This is a genomic window from Collimonas sp. OK242 (genome assembly GCF_900107095.1).
Taxonomy (GTDB): Bacteria; Pseudomonadota; Gammaproteobacteria; order Burkholderiales; family Burkholderiaceae_D; genus Collimonas.
The window spans coordinates 43,120-57,098 of sequence record NZ_FNOR01000020.1 but is presented as its reverse complement, the minus strand read 5'-3'; the positions used below and the strand labels follow the sequence as shown (position 1 = coordinate 57,098).

The 13,979-nt window shown below is 56.6% G+C and carries 14 protein-coding genes; 11 read left to right on the top strand and 3 right to left on the bottom strand.

Features of this window, described 5'->3' with window-relative positions:
• Positions 1-87: 87 nt before the first annotated feature.
• Positions 88-633 carry a GNAT family N-acetyltransferase gene (locus BLV81_RS20020; protein WP_218134297.1) on the bottom strand — a complete coding sequence of 182 codons (546 nt, stop codon included), beginning with the start codon at positions 631-633 and terminating at the stop codon, positions 88-90.
• 478 nt (positions 634-1,111) lie between these two features.
• Here BLV81_RS20020 and dusA point away from each other — a divergent pair, with 478 nt between their 5' ends.
• The 7 genes from dusA to maiA all read left to right on the top strand — a co-directional run bounded on the left by dusA (position 1,112) and on the right by maiA (position 7,415).
• On the top strand, positions 1,112-2,077 hold the full coding sequence (gene dusA, locus BLV81_RS20015; protein ID WP_369823908.1) for a tRNA dihydrouridine(20/20a) synthase DusA: 966 nt from the start codon (positions 1,112-1,114) through the stop codon (positions 2,075-2,077).
• A gap of 250 nt (positions 2,078-2,327) precedes the next feature.
• Positions 2,328-3,440 carry a bifunctional 3,4-dihydroxy-2-butanone-4-phosphate synthase/GTP cyclohydrolase II gene (gene ribBA, locus BLV81_RS20010; RefSeq protein WP_092359536.1) on the top strand — a complete coding sequence of 371 codons (1,113 nt, stop codon included), beginning with the start codon at positions 2,328-2,330 and terminating at the stop codon, positions 3,438-3,440.
• Positions 3,441-3,563: 123 nt separating this feature from the next.
• Positions 3,564-4,049, top strand: a complete 486-nt coding sequence (ribH, locus tag BLV81_RS20005) for a 6,7-dimethyl-8-ribityllumazine synthase (RefSeq protein WP_092359534.1) — start codon at positions 3,564-3,566, stop codon at positions 4,047-4,049.
• 115 nt (positions 4,050-4,164) lie between these two features.
• Positions 4,165-4,635, top strand: coding sequence for a transcription antitermination factor NusB (gene nusB, locus BLV81_RS20000; protein ID WP_092359532.1), 471 nt, complete (start codon positions 4,165-4,167; stop codon positions 4,633-4,635).
• Between the two features lie 125 nt (positions 4,636-4,760).
• On the top strand, positions 4,761-5,957 hold the full coding sequence (locus BLV81_RS19995) for a pyridoxal phosphate-dependent aminotransferase (RefSeq protein WP_092359530.1): 1,197 nt from the start codon (positions 4,761-4,763) through the stop codon (positions 5,955-5,957).
• Between the two features lie 71 nt (positions 5,958-6,028).
• Complete coding sequence (locus tag BLV81_RS19990; protein WP_092359607.1) at positions 6,029-6,724, top strand: fumarylacetoacetate hydrolase family protein; 696 nt, start codon at positions 6,029-6,031, stop codon at positions 6,722-6,724.
• A 28-nt stretch (positions 6,725-6,752) separates the two neighbouring features.
• The gene (gene maiA, locus BLV81_RS19985) at positions 6,753-7,415 is read left to right on the top strand and encodes a maleylacetoacetate isomerase (RefSeq protein ID WP_092359528.1); all 663 of its coding nucleotides are present in this window, start codon (positions 6,753-6,755) and stop codon (positions 7,413-7,415) included.
• A gap of 55 nt (positions 7,416-7,470) precedes the next feature.
• Here the strand turns inward: maiA and BLV81_RS19980 are convergent, their stop codons facing one another.
• On the bottom strand, positions 7,471-9,084 hold the full coding sequence (locus BLV81_RS19980) for an FMN-binding glutamate synthase family protein (RefSeq protein ID WP_092359526.1): 1,614 nt from the start codon (positions 9,082-9,084) through the stop codon (positions 7,471-7,473).
• Between the two features lie 312 nt (positions 9,085-9,396).
• On the opposite strand from BLV81_RS19980, the gene BLV81_RS19975 reads away from it, so the two are divergent.
• The 4 genes from BLV81_RS19975 (at position 9,397) to BLV81_RS19960 (ending at position 13,360) form a co-directional block, all read left to right on the top strand.
• Positions 9,397-9,948 carry a hypothetical protein gene (locus BLV81_RS19975; protein ID WP_092359524.1) on the top strand — a complete coding sequence of 184 codons (552 nt, stop codon included), beginning with the start codon at positions 9,397-9,399 and terminating at the stop codon, positions 9,946-9,948.
• A gap of 120 nt (positions 9,949-10,068) precedes the next feature.
• Positions 10,069-10,701 (top strand): response regulator, encoded by a 633-nt coding sequence (locus tag BLV81_RS19970; RefSeq protein WP_092359522.1) that lies wholly within the window; start codon positions 10,069-10,071, stop codon positions 10,699-10,701.
• A gap of 124 nt (positions 10,702-10,825) precedes the next feature.
• The gene (locus BLV81_RS19965; protein ID WP_092359520.1) at positions 10,826-11,254 is read left to right on the top strand and encodes a response regulator; all 429 of its coding nucleotides are present in this window, start codon (positions 10,826-10,828) and stop codon (positions 11,252-11,254) included.
• A gap of 24 nt (positions 11,255-11,278) precedes the next feature.
• The gene (locus BLV81_RS19960; RefSeq protein WP_092359518.1) at positions 11,279-13,360 is read left to right on the top strand and encodes a PAS domain-containing sensor histidine kinase; all 2,082 of its coding nucleotides are present in this window, start codon (positions 11,279-11,281) and stop codon (positions 13,358-13,360) included.
• Between the two features lie 50 nt (positions 13,361-13,410).
• On the opposite strand, the gene BLV81_RS19955 is transcribed toward BLV81_RS19960, so the two are convergent.
• Complete coding sequence (locus BLV81_RS19955; RefSeq protein WP_092359516.1) at positions 13,411-13,851, bottom strand: universal stress protein; 441 nt, start codon at positions 13,849-13,851, stop codon at positions 13,411-13,413.
• Positions 13,852-13,979: the final 128 nt, after the last annotated feature.

Here is a 13,979-nt window from a genome sequence, read left to right as displayed (position 1 = left end):
TGTGGCGCGTACTGGAAAATACACCGGCACGGCAGTAAGCAGAGTGATTGGCCGAGTAAGCTGCGGATATCGGATTGCGCGCCTTGCTCAGTCAATGCGCGGGTTGCCGGCCTGCGTGCGGGCGGCGAAACCTGGTTGCACGGACATGCTGGTTGCTGGTACGGTCACGACCCTACAACGGTGGACGAGCAACGTTGTTTCCAGTCCAACGCAAGTGCTCCCCCATCGGTTCTGGAAATACCTGTTCTCCAGAAAAAGCGCTTCGTGTCGCATCCCGAGAATTTTGCACAGCCTTATCGCTGCTTTATTTTCCGAAATCGTTTCCGCATAAATGCGATGCACTCCCTGCTGCTCAAAACCGAAGGCAAGCATCGCACTTCCGGCTTCAAGCGCGTATCCTTTCTTTTGCCATTCACGGCCTAGTTCACAGCCAACCGATGCCTGTTGATCCGCTTCCAGGCGGATGCCGCATGAACCAATCAGGTCGCCGCCCTTGGTGACTATCGCAAATTGATATTTGCTTCTCGGTTGCGCCAGGTTCTCGGATATAAAGAATGTAAGCAAGGCATCCGACTTCTCATTCGAAAGGTCTTCCTCGCTATAGAATCGCGCGAATTTCCGGTCATCCCGCAGCGCTCTTTATTCGTCCCTGTCTTCGGAGGAAAAGTCGCGTAAAACCAAATGTTCTGTCCCGAGTGTGTACATTGGCTGGCCTGCCTGTCTTGTGATATTTGCGATCTTGGTTTTATTGTCTATTTTGCAATTGAATTTAATTCTGAATTAATCTATGTCGCAACTATCATCGTGCCCGGACACCGAGGTCAGGTCTCAGCATTGTTTAAGGTAGGTAACGCCATGTCAGATATAATGCGTCCATCCTGCTATTTGAGCGTTCGCCTGTCGCTTTCCATCTTTGCGGCTCATTTCTGAGCCCGCCAGCGTTTACCTATTTTAATGGTCAAGGCCATGTTTTCTATAGCCAGGAAACGTGAAGTCCGATGATGAAACATGAATTACAGTGAATATTGCAATGCTGACAAACACTCCTGAATCCCTTGCAAACACCGGGAAATCAACGAATTACCGAGGCCGGAGGATATCTGTTGCGCCCATGATGGACTGGACCGATCGCCATTGCCGCGTATTCCACCGTCAAATCACCCGCCACACCTGGCTCTACACCGAAATGGTGACCACCGGCGCCTTGCTGCACGGGGATGTGGCGCGCCATCTGGATTTCAGCGATATGGAGCATCCGGTCGCCTTGCAACTGGGCGGCAGCGAGCCGGCCGACCTGGCCAGGAGCGCCAAGCTGGGCCAGGAATGGGGTTACGACGAGATCAACCTGAATTGCGGCTGCCCGTCGGAACGGGTGCAGAAGGGCGCTTTTGGCGCATGCCTGATGGCGGAATCGGCATTGGTTGCAGATTGCGTCAAGGCAATGCGTGATGCGGTGACGATTGACGTGACTGTCAAACATCGGGTTGGTATCGACCAGACTGAATCCTATGAGTTTGTCCGCGATTTTGTTGGGACCGTCGCAGAAGCCGGCTGCCAGACATTTATCGTGCACGCGCGCAACGCGATCCTGAAAGGGCTGAGCCCTAAGGAGAACCGTGAAATCCCGCCGCTGAAATATGAATACGCCTACCGGCTGGCGAACGATTTTCCGGAGCTGGAAATCATCATCAACGGCGCCATCAAGACTACCGGTGAAATCGATTTCCATCTGCAATATGTGGACGGCGTGATGCTGGGGCGCGAGGCTTATCACAATCCCTATCTGATGGCCGATTTCGATTCCCGCTATTTTGGCGACGCCGGCGCCGCGCCGAAGACCCGGGCCGAGGTGATAGACGCCATGTTGCCTTATATCCGCCAGCAACTTGCCCTGCATGGGCGCGATGGCAACGGTTTGCGCCTCAATAGCATTACCCGCCACATGCTGGGCTTGATGGCCGGCGTGCCGGGCGCCAAATCGTTCCGGCAGGCGCTGTCGGACTCGAAAAAACTGGCGCTGGGCGACCCCTTGTTGTTGGTTGATGCATTGGCAAACATGCAACCATTGGCGGCTTGATTCGACTGGCATCGTTGCTGTATTGCCTGACCGAGGCGAAACTTCCGCAAACTGCTGTCCGTAAAACATTTTCAGTCTGCTAAATCCTTTAAAATAGCCACCTCTGGTTTATGTTTGATTTATCAGGATTGCTCAGCAGCGACCCTTAGTCCATAAACCACAATCTTCATAGCACGATTTATAGCAAATATCAGTTGGACGCAGTCAGCTCACAAGGCGACTTCCCGACTGGTTATCTTCAAGGCGAAACATGTCAATTGCAACAACAGAGGAAATCATTGCCGAACTCCGCGCCGGGCGCATGGTGATTTTGGTGGATGAAGAAGATCGTGAAAACGAGGGCGACCTGGTGCTCGCCGCCGATTTTGTGACGCCAGAGGCGATCAACTTCATGGTCAGGTATGCCCGCGGCCTGGTATGCCTGACCTTGACCGAAGAACGCTGCGACCAGCTCAACCTGGGCATGATGACCAGCCGTAACGGCACCGCCTACGGCACCAATTTCACGGTCTCGATCGAAGCCGCGGAAGGCGTCACGACCGGGATCTCCGCTGCTGACCGCGCCCGCACCATCCAGGTTGCGGTGGCGGTAAATGCCAAGGCTGGCGACATCGTGCAGCCGGGCCATATTTTCCCGATCAAGGCGCGCAAGGGCGGCGTATTGATGCGCGCCGGGCATACCGAAGCCGGTTGCGATTTGACTGAAATGGCGGGCTTGACGCCGGCCGCGGTGATTTGCGAAATTCTCAAGGAAGACGGCACCATGGCGCGTCTGCCTGACTTGCTGGAGTTTTCCAAGGAACACGGCTTGAAGGTCGGCACCATTGCCGATCTGATCCACTATCGCGGCCAGCACGAAAGCATCGTCGAACGGCTCGCTGAACGCACCACGCACACCGCGCAGGGCACGTTCAAGACCATCGCCTATCGCGATACGCCGAGTGGCGGCGCCCACCTGGCGCTGCTGCATGGCGAGCCTGCGCCGGACGTGGAAACGCTGGTGCGGGTGCATCAGCCGGTCTCGATCCTGGATTTGCTGGAAACCCAGGCCACCAACCATTCCTGGAATATGGCGTCGGCCCTGGCGGCCATTGCGGCGTCGCCTTGCGGCGTGGTGGTGTTGCTCAATTGCGAAGAGTCGGCAGACCAGATATTCGCCAAGTTTGCGGCGCTGGAAGCGGCCTGCAGCGGCATCAAGCCGCCGCCGCCGCGGGTCGATTTGCGGACCTACGGCATCGGCGCGCAGATTCTGAAAGACCTCGGCGTCGGCAAAATGAAATTGCTGGCCAGCCCGCGCAAGATGCCGTCGATGACAGGTTATGACCTTGAAATTACCGGCTATCAGAACAAGCCGAATTCTTGAAGATCGGGTGTCTTTGCGTTTGTCCTTGCAATCAATGGCAGTGGCAGCAACGAGCAGCGATTTTTGTAAATTATCTTGAAAATTAATTAGTAGAAAGCGCCCAGTGCGCATAAGAGGAAAGCCATGACAGTCGGAATTTACGAAACCAATCTGGATGGTGCAGATTTGCGCATCGGAATTGTGCAAGCCCGCTTCAATGAAGATGTATGCCACGGCTTGATCTCGGCCTGTCTGGCAGAGCTGAAGCATCTGGGCGTGGCGGATGAAGACATCTTGCACGTCACCGTGCCGGGTGCGCTGGAAATCCCGCTGGCGTTGCAGAAAATGGCGGAAACCATGCAGTTTGACGCGCTGATCGCGATCGGCGCCGTGATTCGCGGCGAGACCTACCACTTCGAGCTGGTCTCCAATGAGTCCGGCGCAGGCATCACGCGCGTCGGCCTGGATTCCGGCATTCCGATTGCGAATGCGGTATTGACCACCGAGAACGACGAGCAAGCCGAAGCCCGGATGGAAGAGAAGGGCACCGATGCCGCGCGGGTAGCGGTAGAGATGGCCAATCTCTCTATCGCGCTGGAAGAACTGGCGGAAGCCACCAGCGAAGAATAAGATTTTTGCGACAGGCAAGGCATCTTTGATGTCTTGCCGCGTAGTGTAGTGTTTGAATGAATTACAAGCTGGCGGCTGAACCGGCCGCGCAGTAGATAAACAAGCTGGAAAAACTATGACTAATAAAACTTTGCACGCCAATCCGAGCAAGAGCCGCACGCCACGTCACCGCGCGCGCGAATTCGCGTTGCAGGGCCTGTATCAATGGCTGTTGAATAACGAAGACGTGACTGCCATCAGCGAAAACATCCGCCAGGCGCACGGCTTCGACAAGGCCGATGCCGAGCATTTCAACTCGCTGCTGTATGGTGCGATCAAGGATGTGACGACACTGCGCGCCGGCCTGGAGCCGCTGATCGACCGCAAGATCAGCGAGCTGTCGCCGGTGGAACACGCGGCCCTGCTGATCGGCGCCTTCGAGTTGCAGAATCACGTTGAGATTCCTTACCGTGTCGTCATCAACGAAGCGGTGGAACTGACCAAATCGTTCGGCGGTATCGATGGCCACAAATACGTCAACGGCGTGCTGGACAAGTTTGCCGCCAAAGCACGGGCGACCGAAATCGGCGCCGGCAGGAAATCCTGAGTCGGCAATCAATGTAGACGGGAATACGGACGGTGCGCTTATCTCGTGCACCGATACCGGCCCCGTGTTTCAGGCGCGGCATGGCTCCAGCAACCGGAAACGCCTCGCCATTCGGAAAAGTGTTCATGACATTCTCGCATTTGGCTTCACGTCTCGACAACATCGCACCGTTTCATGTGATGGAGTTGGCAAAAATGGCCGCGGCATTGGAGCAGCAAGGCCGCCATATCATTCACATGGGTATCGGCGAGCCCGATTTCACTGCAGCGCCGCTGGTGATTGAAGCTGCCGCCAGGGCCATGGCCGACGGCAAGATGCAATACACTTCGGCTACCGGTTTACCGGCGTTGCGGGCGGCGATCTCGGCCCATTATCGCCAGGCATTCGGCCTGGATATCGCCCCTGAACGGATTATCGTGACCGCTGGCGCCTCGGCCGCTTTGCTGCTGGCTTGCGCTGCATTGGTGGAAAAGGGCAGCGAAGTGCTGATGCCGGATCCATCCTACCCATGCAATCGTCACTTCGTTGCTGCGTTCGACGGCCAGGCGAAAATGATTGCCAGCGGTCCGGACCAGCGTTTTCAGTTATCCGATGAGACGGTGCGCCAGCACTGGAGCGAAAACACGCGCGGCGTGCTGCTGGCATCGCCGTCCAACCCCACCGGCACCTCGATCCTGCACAGCGAACTGGCGAAGATCATCGCCACCGTGCGCGGCAAAGGCGGCTTTGCCATTGTCGATGAAATTTATCAAGGCCTGACTTACGACGGCGAGCCGTTTTCGGCGCTGTCGCTGGCTGACGACATTATCGTCATCAACAGTTTCTCCAAATATTTCAATATGACCGGCTGGCGTCTCGGCTGGATGGTGGTGCCGGAATCATTGGCGGCGCCGATTGAAAAACTTGCACAGAATTTGTTCATCTGTCCTTCGGCGATCGCCCAGCATGCAGCGCTGGCCTGTTTTGAGCCTGACTCGCTGGCCTTGTACGAGGCGCGCAAGAGCGAATTCAAGCGGCGCCGCGATTATCTGGTGCCGGCCTTGGTCGAGCTCGGTTTCAAAGTGCCGGTGATGCCGGACGGCGCATTCTATGTGTATGCCGATTGCAGCGCTTTACTCAAGCACTGCGTCAAGGACGGCGGCGACGCCGACACGCTGGTCAAGGATGTATTGAATCAGGTCGGCGTCAGCATGGTGTCCGGCCTGGATTTCGGCCCGTACACGGCGCAGCACTATATTCGGCTGTCCTATGCGACGTCGATGGAAAACCTGCAAGAAGCGGTACGTCGCCTTGGGCTGTTTCTGGGTAAGAATGACGTTTAACTATTGTTCGCTGCCGATCATTGGGCAATATTCTCGGCAGTATTTTCGGCGGTATTGAAAAAGGAGCTTCCATGCAATTCATTTTTCCCCCTAAGCCAGTAGCAGCGGTCCCCGTCGCAGGCAGCGCCCAATTGTTTCCGGTACACCGGATTTATTGCGTCGGCCGCAATTATGCCGAGCACGCCAGGGAAATGGGCAGCAGCGGCCGCGAAGCGCCGTTTTTCTTCATGAAGCCGGCTGATGCGGTGCTGCCGGTTGCGCACGGCACGGTAGGCGAGATGCCTTACCCTTCCATGACCGAGGATCTGCATCATGAGATCGAGTTGGTGGTAGCGCTGTCTACCGGCGGCAAGAATATTCCGGTAGCGGAAGCTGTCAAGCATATCTGGGGTTATGCCGTCGGGCTCGACATGACCCGCCGCGATTTGCAGGGCGAGGCCAAGAAACTCGGTCGGCCATGGTGTACCGCCAAGGGTTTCGATTACTCCGCCCCGATTTCTCATCTCCATCCCGCCGGCGCGAGCGGTGTCATCGATCAAGGCGATATCCATCTGAATGTAAATGGCGCATTGCGCCAGCAAGGCGATATCAGCCAGATGATCTGGAACATCGCCGAGACCATAGCGCAGTTGTCCGCCTATTTTGAATTGCAGGCCGGCGATCTGATTTTTACCGGCACCCCCGCTGGCGTTGCCGCAGTGGGCAAAGGCGATCTGCTGGAAGGATCGATAGCGGGCGTCGGCGATCTGCGGGTGCGCCTGGTTTGATACCTGAATCGAGATTCGAGATACATTGATGAAACTGTATAGCTATTTCCGAAGTTCCGCCGCCTATCGGGTACGGATCGCCTTGAATTTGAAAGGCATGCCCTACGATATCGTACCGGTCCATTTGCTGAAGCACGGCGGCGAGCAACTGAGTCAGATGTACCGGACCTTGAATAGCGATGGCCTGGTGCCGACTTTGGTCGACGACGATGCTGCCGGCGGCCAGGTTGCGCTGACCCAGTCGTTAGCGATTATGGAGTATCTGGAAGAAGTCCAGCCTGCGCCTGCCTTGCTGCCATCGACGGCACTGGATCGCGCTTTTGTGCGCAGCATCGGCCTGTCGATTGCCTGCGACATCCATCCGGTGAATAATCTGCGCGTATTGCGTTATCTGGTGCACGAACTGAAGGTCGATGAGAATGCCAAGAACGCCTGGTATCGCCATTGGTGCGAAAGCGGTTTGGCGGCGCTGGAGCTTACGCTGGCCAGGGACAGCCGGTCCGGCAAATTTTGTTTCGGCGATACGCCGACGCTGGCCGATTGCTGCCTGGTGCCGCAGATTTTCAATGCGCAGCGCCTGAAATGCGATTTGTCTGCGATGCCGACCTTGACGGGCATTTACCAGAACTGCCAGGAGCTGGATGCCTTCATCAAGGCGGCGCCGCAAAATCAACCGGATGCCGAGGTTTGAAACACAGCCAGGTATGGAAAAAAGCCAGGGGTCGCGAGAGCCCTGGCTTTTTTTATCAGGCGCCGCTTTTGATCGGCGCTGCGGGATGAAAACTTTCCGCGCGCGAGATCGGCCAGTATTTCTCAAATACCGGGAAGCGGTATTTCTGATTCAGCAAATCCCCCGCTTGCAGATAAGGCAGCAAATCAGACATCAGTTTCACTTCATGGTCCGAAGTGCGGCGCACAATATGGTGCGCGCGTAGTGCAGAGGCGTGCGGCAAGCCGGCAGCTTGCACCAGTTCTTGCAAGGCGTGCAAGGTGCTTTCATGGAAGCGATACACGCGCTCGGCCTTGTCAGGCACCACCAATGCCTTCTGGCGACCGACATCCTGGGTGGCGACGCCGGTTGGACAACGGTCGGTATGACAGCTTTGCGACTGGATGCAGCCCAGCGAAAACATGAAGCCGCGCGCCGAATTGCACCAGTCGGCGCCGATCGCCAGTGTGCGAGCGAGGTCGAAGGCGGTAATCACTTTGCCGCTGGCGCCGATCTTGATGCGGTCGCGCAGTCCGGCGCCGAGCAAGGTGTTATGCACCAGCAGCAAACCTTCCTGCAAAGGCATGCCGACGTGATCGACAAACTCCAGCGGCGCAGCGCCGGTGCCGCCTTCAGAGCCATCCACCACAATGAAGTCAGGCAGGATGCCGGTTTGCAGCATGGCTTTTACAATCCCGAAAAATTCCCAGGGATGGCCGACGCAGAGTTTGAAGCCGACCGGTTTGTCGCCCGACAGCGTGCGCAGTTTCTGGATGAATTCCAGCAAGCCGACGGGATTCGAAAACGAGGAGTGGGTGGCCGGCGAGATGCAATCGACACCCATAGGCACGCCGCGAGTTGCCGCTATTTCCGGCGTGATCTTGGCTGCCGGCAGTACGCCGCCATGGCCTGGTTTGGCGCCCTGCGAAAGTTTGACGGTGATCATCTTGACTTGCGGCGTAGTGGCTTGCTCCACGAATTTTTCTTCGTTGAAGCTGCCGTCGCCGTTGCGGCAACCGAAGTAGCCGGAGGCGATTTGCCACAGCAGGTCGCCGCCGAATTCGCGATGATAAGGTGAGATCGAGCCTTCGCCGGTATCGTGTGCGAAGCCGCCTTTCTTGGCGCCGCGATTGAGCGCGCGAATTGCGTTGGCCGAGAGCGCGCCGAAGCTCATCGCGGAAACATTGAAGACCGACATCGAATACGGCTGCGCGCGCTCGGCGCCGACCGTCACGCGGAAGTCGTGGCTGGCCAGGACGGTGGGCGCCAGCGAATGGCCGACCCACTCGTAGCCGCGCAGCTTGACATCGAGCTCGGTGCCGAACGGCCGGCTGTCGACAGCGCCTTTGGCGCGCTGGTAAACCAGGCTGCGTTCCTTGCGGGTAAATGGCGCGCCGTCGTTATCGCTCTCGAAAAAATACTGCCGCATCTCGGGACGGATCATTTCAAACAGAAAACGGAAATGTCCGATCAACGGATAGTTGCGCAGGATCGCGTGGCTGCGCTGGCGCATGTCCCAGATACCCAGTACGGTCAGCAGAGCGGGGATCGCAGCCCACCACCATGCCATTTTGCCAGCCGCGGCGCCGGCGGCAAGCAGCAAAGTCAGCAACAGCACTGCCCAAAAGCTAAGATAACGACTGACTCTCATGACTTCCTTCCTTTTAAGACTTGTATTTGCGGGTGCAATGGCGATTATGCGTAGGAAACCGCATTTGGCAGAGCAGGTTGACAATTTTACACGCCGAATTTTACACATTGATGGCGCGCTCCGCATGACTGACGCTTCCGCTTGTCCTACAAGCATGCCCGTCCCTGTCCTATAGCGCTGTATAGCTGTGCCTGGTTAGTATGGGATCACCGGCGCAAGGGCAACGGCGATGGCAGGCCGGCGAGGCTGGTATGGTCCATCAGGGGCTCAGCGGGAAGTTCTTGCATGCCGGATTGAATAAAGGATATTGACATGATTATCAAAAAAATGATCGCCGCCATGCTGATCGGCGTGGCCGGCGTTAGCGGCGCATCGCTGGCGCTGGCGGCAGACAATGCCAAAGCCAGCTACAAGGCGGCAGAAGATGCGGCCGATGCGAGCTATAAGGCTGACAAGGTGAAATGCAACGATTTCAGCGGCAATGGCAAGGACGTCTGTCTCAAGCAAGCCAAGGCCACGCGCGAGCACAGCAAGCAGGATGCCATGGCCGAGTATAAAGACACACCTGAAGCATTGGCCAGCGCCCGCAAATCCGAAGCTGATGCCGACTATGCAGTAGCCAGGGAAAAATGCAACGGCCTGGCGGGTAACGGCAAGGATGTCTGCATCACGCAAGCAAAAGCCGCGCAAACCGATGCCATCACCAACGCCAACACGCAACGCGACGTCTCCAAGGCAAGCGCCAGTGCCAGGGAAGAGCGCGCCGATGCCAGATACAAGGTTGCACTTGCCCAGTGCGATGCGCTGGCCGGTGCTGCGAAAGACGAGTGTGTCAACGCCGCCAAAATCGAGCTCAACAAATAATTGCCGCATATGTTTACATTGAAGGCAGTCAGTCGCACACTGCATATGACACGCTGAAGATTGGCCGCAGCCAGGCCATGACAGCGCCGGATAATTGATCTGATTGCGACGGTTGAACAGATGACGAGAATTTTGGTGGTTGACGATCATGCGGTAGTGCGCGCCGGTGTCCAGCACTTCATCGCCGACATACCGGAAATGGAGATCGCCGGCGAGGCCGCCAATGCGCAGGAAGCCATCCGGCTGATCCGCTCCAATGAATATGACATCGTGCTGCTTGATATCGCGATGCCGGACAAGAGCGGAGTGGAAGTGCTGAAACAGATCAAGCGCGAGAAACCGGCGCTGCCGGTGCTCATGCTCAGCATGCATCCGGAGAATCGCTACGCGGTGCAGGTGCTGCGCAGCGGAGCCGACGGCTATGTGCAAAAAGAGGCGCTGGCGACGGAACTGGTGAAGGCTATCGAGACTATATTGCAAGGTCACAAATACATCAGTTATGCAGTTGCGGAGCTATTGACGGCCGATCCTGCCAATGCTGAACAGGGGGCGTTGCATGAATCCTTGTCCGCGCGCGAGTACGAAATTTTTTATAAGCTGAGCCAGGGCGAAGGGGTGACCAAGATTGCCAAGGAACTTTGCCTGAGCGTCAAGACCATCAGCACCTATCGCACCCGTGTGCTGCAAAAGATGAGCATGACGAGCAATGCCGATATTATTTATTACGCGATCAAGAATAATCTGATCGATTAGGCAGGCGAGATGCACCAGAGACACACGATATAGTTGCTGCAAGAAGGCTGTCAGCCGCCGCCATCCAGACTGGCATAATGCACGAACCCAAGCGAGGTATGTTGATAACTAGCCGTCAACCAATATGAACCAAACCATAACCCCTGCTGCAGCCAATGCCAGCGTCGCGCCCTTGCGGATTTTCCTGGTGGAAGATTCGCTGGCTGTACGGGATTTGATGATTGATACCTTGAAGGAAATTCCCGGCGTGATATTTGCCGGATTTGCGGAAGAGGAAGCCGACGCCTTGAAAAAGATCAATGCGGAGTCTTTTGATGTCTTGATTCTGGATATTGAACTTAAGCAGGGCAATGGCATGAACCTGTTGCGGACCTTGGCTGAATCGCACAAGCCGCTCAATTCGCTGAAAATCATTTTCAGCAATAATGTCAGCAATGCCTTTCGACGCGCCGGAGAGAAATATGGTGTACGTTTTTTCTTCGATAAGAGTTCAGAATTCACCAAGCTGCGCGACTTGCTCGCAGCCTTGGGAACGGGACTGCCAGATCATTGATCGACACGATTTCCTGGAGGCGATTTGATAGAAGATGGTGATCAGGCGGAGGCGGGACTTGGCAATCCGCACTATCAGGATCTGCTGAAGACACGCGCGCTGGAGAGCCTGGCTGCGACCCAAACCTATGTGTCGCGCACTATCCTCGCCGCGGTAGCCGTGAGCATGTTGCTGATGATGATTTCTGCGTTTGTGCTGATTGCCGCTGTTTACCCGTTTACGCTGTCATTTCCGCTGCAGTTTTCTACTTCGCAACTACCCCTCTGGGGTACCAACACAGCAGCCGGTTTTCTGCTGGCAACCTGTAGCCTGTTACTGCAGTGCGTGATAGTGGGGCCCCAAAAAGCGATTAAATTTCTGGCGCAGATACTGGCCGTTTTACTTTTGATGCTTGCCATCGCAGCACTGTTGCACGAGGTGCTGGGCAGCGCCGGCTGGCTCGACGTTCTCCTTAACCTGCTGGCGTCACATCCAGGTCAGCGCTATCCGGATGGCTTGCATCCGATGGCTGCGATCGGCTTTGTTTTCTGCGGAATGGCTTTGCTCCTGCTGGATCATCGCACCAGGAGCGATCGCCACCTGGCCGAATACTTGGCAATTTCCCTCATTTTTCTAAGCGCGATCCCGTTGCTGGGTTATCTGTATAACGTTGCTGCAATGACCCAGATGGTTTACGCGACCCGCATTCCGTGGCTGGCGGCAGTGGCTTTTTTCCTGTTCGGCATGGCGTTGCTGATGTCGCGTCCGCGTCAACGCATGATGGCGATCATTACCCGGCACGCGCCGGGCGGGCAGATGTTGCGCCGTTCCGTGCCGCAGATGCTGATCTTGCTGGTTGCCCTGCATTGGCTGGCCGATTGGGGTGCGCGCCAGGGTATCTACGACCGCGCCTCGGTGCCGCCTTTGCTGACCTTGATCGACAGCGTGCTGGTGTTGTTCATTTTCTGGCGTGCCGCCGGCCAGGTCGACCGCGAGTACGGCGCGCGTCTGCAAAGCGCGGCAGAGCTGGCGGAAGCTACCGCGTTGCTGATCGCGGTCAGCGATAACACCAACGATCCGATCTTCGTGAAAGATCGCCAGGGGCGCCTGATTTTCGCCAATCCGGCCTATTTGCGCCGGCTCGGACTGGAATGGCGAGACGCCAGGTACCGCCGCAGCGAAGAACTGTTTCAGCGACGGGAAGACGCCGAGCAGATCGACCAGGCCGATAGCCGCATCATGAGCGGCGGGGTATCGGAGACGCTGGAGCAAACGGTGCAATCGTTAAACGACATGGTAACTTTCCAGACCACCAAAGCGCCGTGGTTCGACCAGCAGGGGCGGGTCATGGGGGTAGTCGGCATCGCCACCGATATCAGTGAACGCAAGCGTGCCGAGGATTCGCTCAGGCAGCGCGAGTCGGAGCTGGAGCGCACCATCGCGCAGCGCACTGCATTATTGCGCGAGCTGGCCAACCATATGGAGACCATACGGGAAGAAGAGAAGCGGGCGATTGCGCGCGAGCTGCACGACAATATGGGCGCGTCCCTGACTGCGCTGAGCATGCATCTGGCGGGAGTCTATAAAGTCCTGCCGGACAATGAACAATGGCAGAATCGCCAGATCCAGATGCAGGAGCTGCTCAGTTCGCTGGTGGCTACCACACGCCGGATTCAAACGGAATTGCGGCCTAACATGCTTGATCTGTTTGGATTGAAAGCGGCCATCCTGGAGCAGCTGGAAGATTTCGGCCAGCGTACCGGGATCGTATGCAAGTCCAGTCTGCCCGATGAGGACATTGCGGTCGACCATAAAGTCGACATCGCGGTATATCGCATGCTGCAGGAAATTTTGAACAATGTCTCCAAGCACGCCCATGCCAGCCAGGTTGAGGTGATTCTCGATATTGACGAGGACAGGCTGGCGCTAACGGTGCGGGACAACGGCGTCGGCATGTCGCAGCAGCGCTTTGAAAACACTGCCACCCATGGTTTGCGTGGCTTGCATGAAAGAGCAACTTATCTGGGCGGGCAAGTCCGTTTTAACGCGGCAGAAGGTAAAGGCACCACGGTGGTGATCGAACTGCCGGTATTGGAGCAAGCCCCGACAGATCAACCCAAGACGTAGGCAGCCGGCATTGCGCAGGCTGCCTGGTTGGCGCCGAGTTTAAGGAGGCGCTAAGGCATGCAGGGATCGGTCGCCACCAGCACGCTGCAAGGCACTTTTTCGACCAGCAAGGCATCGACTGAACCACGCCACCAGCGCGTCGCCAGCGGCCTTTTGCGCGAATGGCCGACAATCACCAGGTCTATCCCCAGTTTGCTGACCAGATCGCTGATCACATTGACCGGTTCGCCGCTTTCAAAGTGATCGATGGGCTTGAGGCCGGCGTCGCTGAGCAGTTTGTGGCCTTTGATCAGTTCTTGTTCCAGCAAGGTTTTTTCAGCCCGGATGGCAGATTCGGCGACGAATTCGCCTGCCATCAGATAGGTGGCAAGATTGATCACCCCCAGCAGATGGATCTCGACTTCGGGAGCGGGCGCTAGCTGGATGCACGAATATAGGGCAGAACGGCTTTCGGGCGTGCCATTGTAGGCGACGAGAATTTTCCGGTACATATACCCTCCTGAAGATTATTTTTTTTTATGTTTGCAATGCCCTTCGCTTTCATCATAGCGCAGACTGCGGCCATGAACCAGCTGCCATTGCGGTATTTGTAAGCTGGGTTTTCGCTGAGGATTTTGGG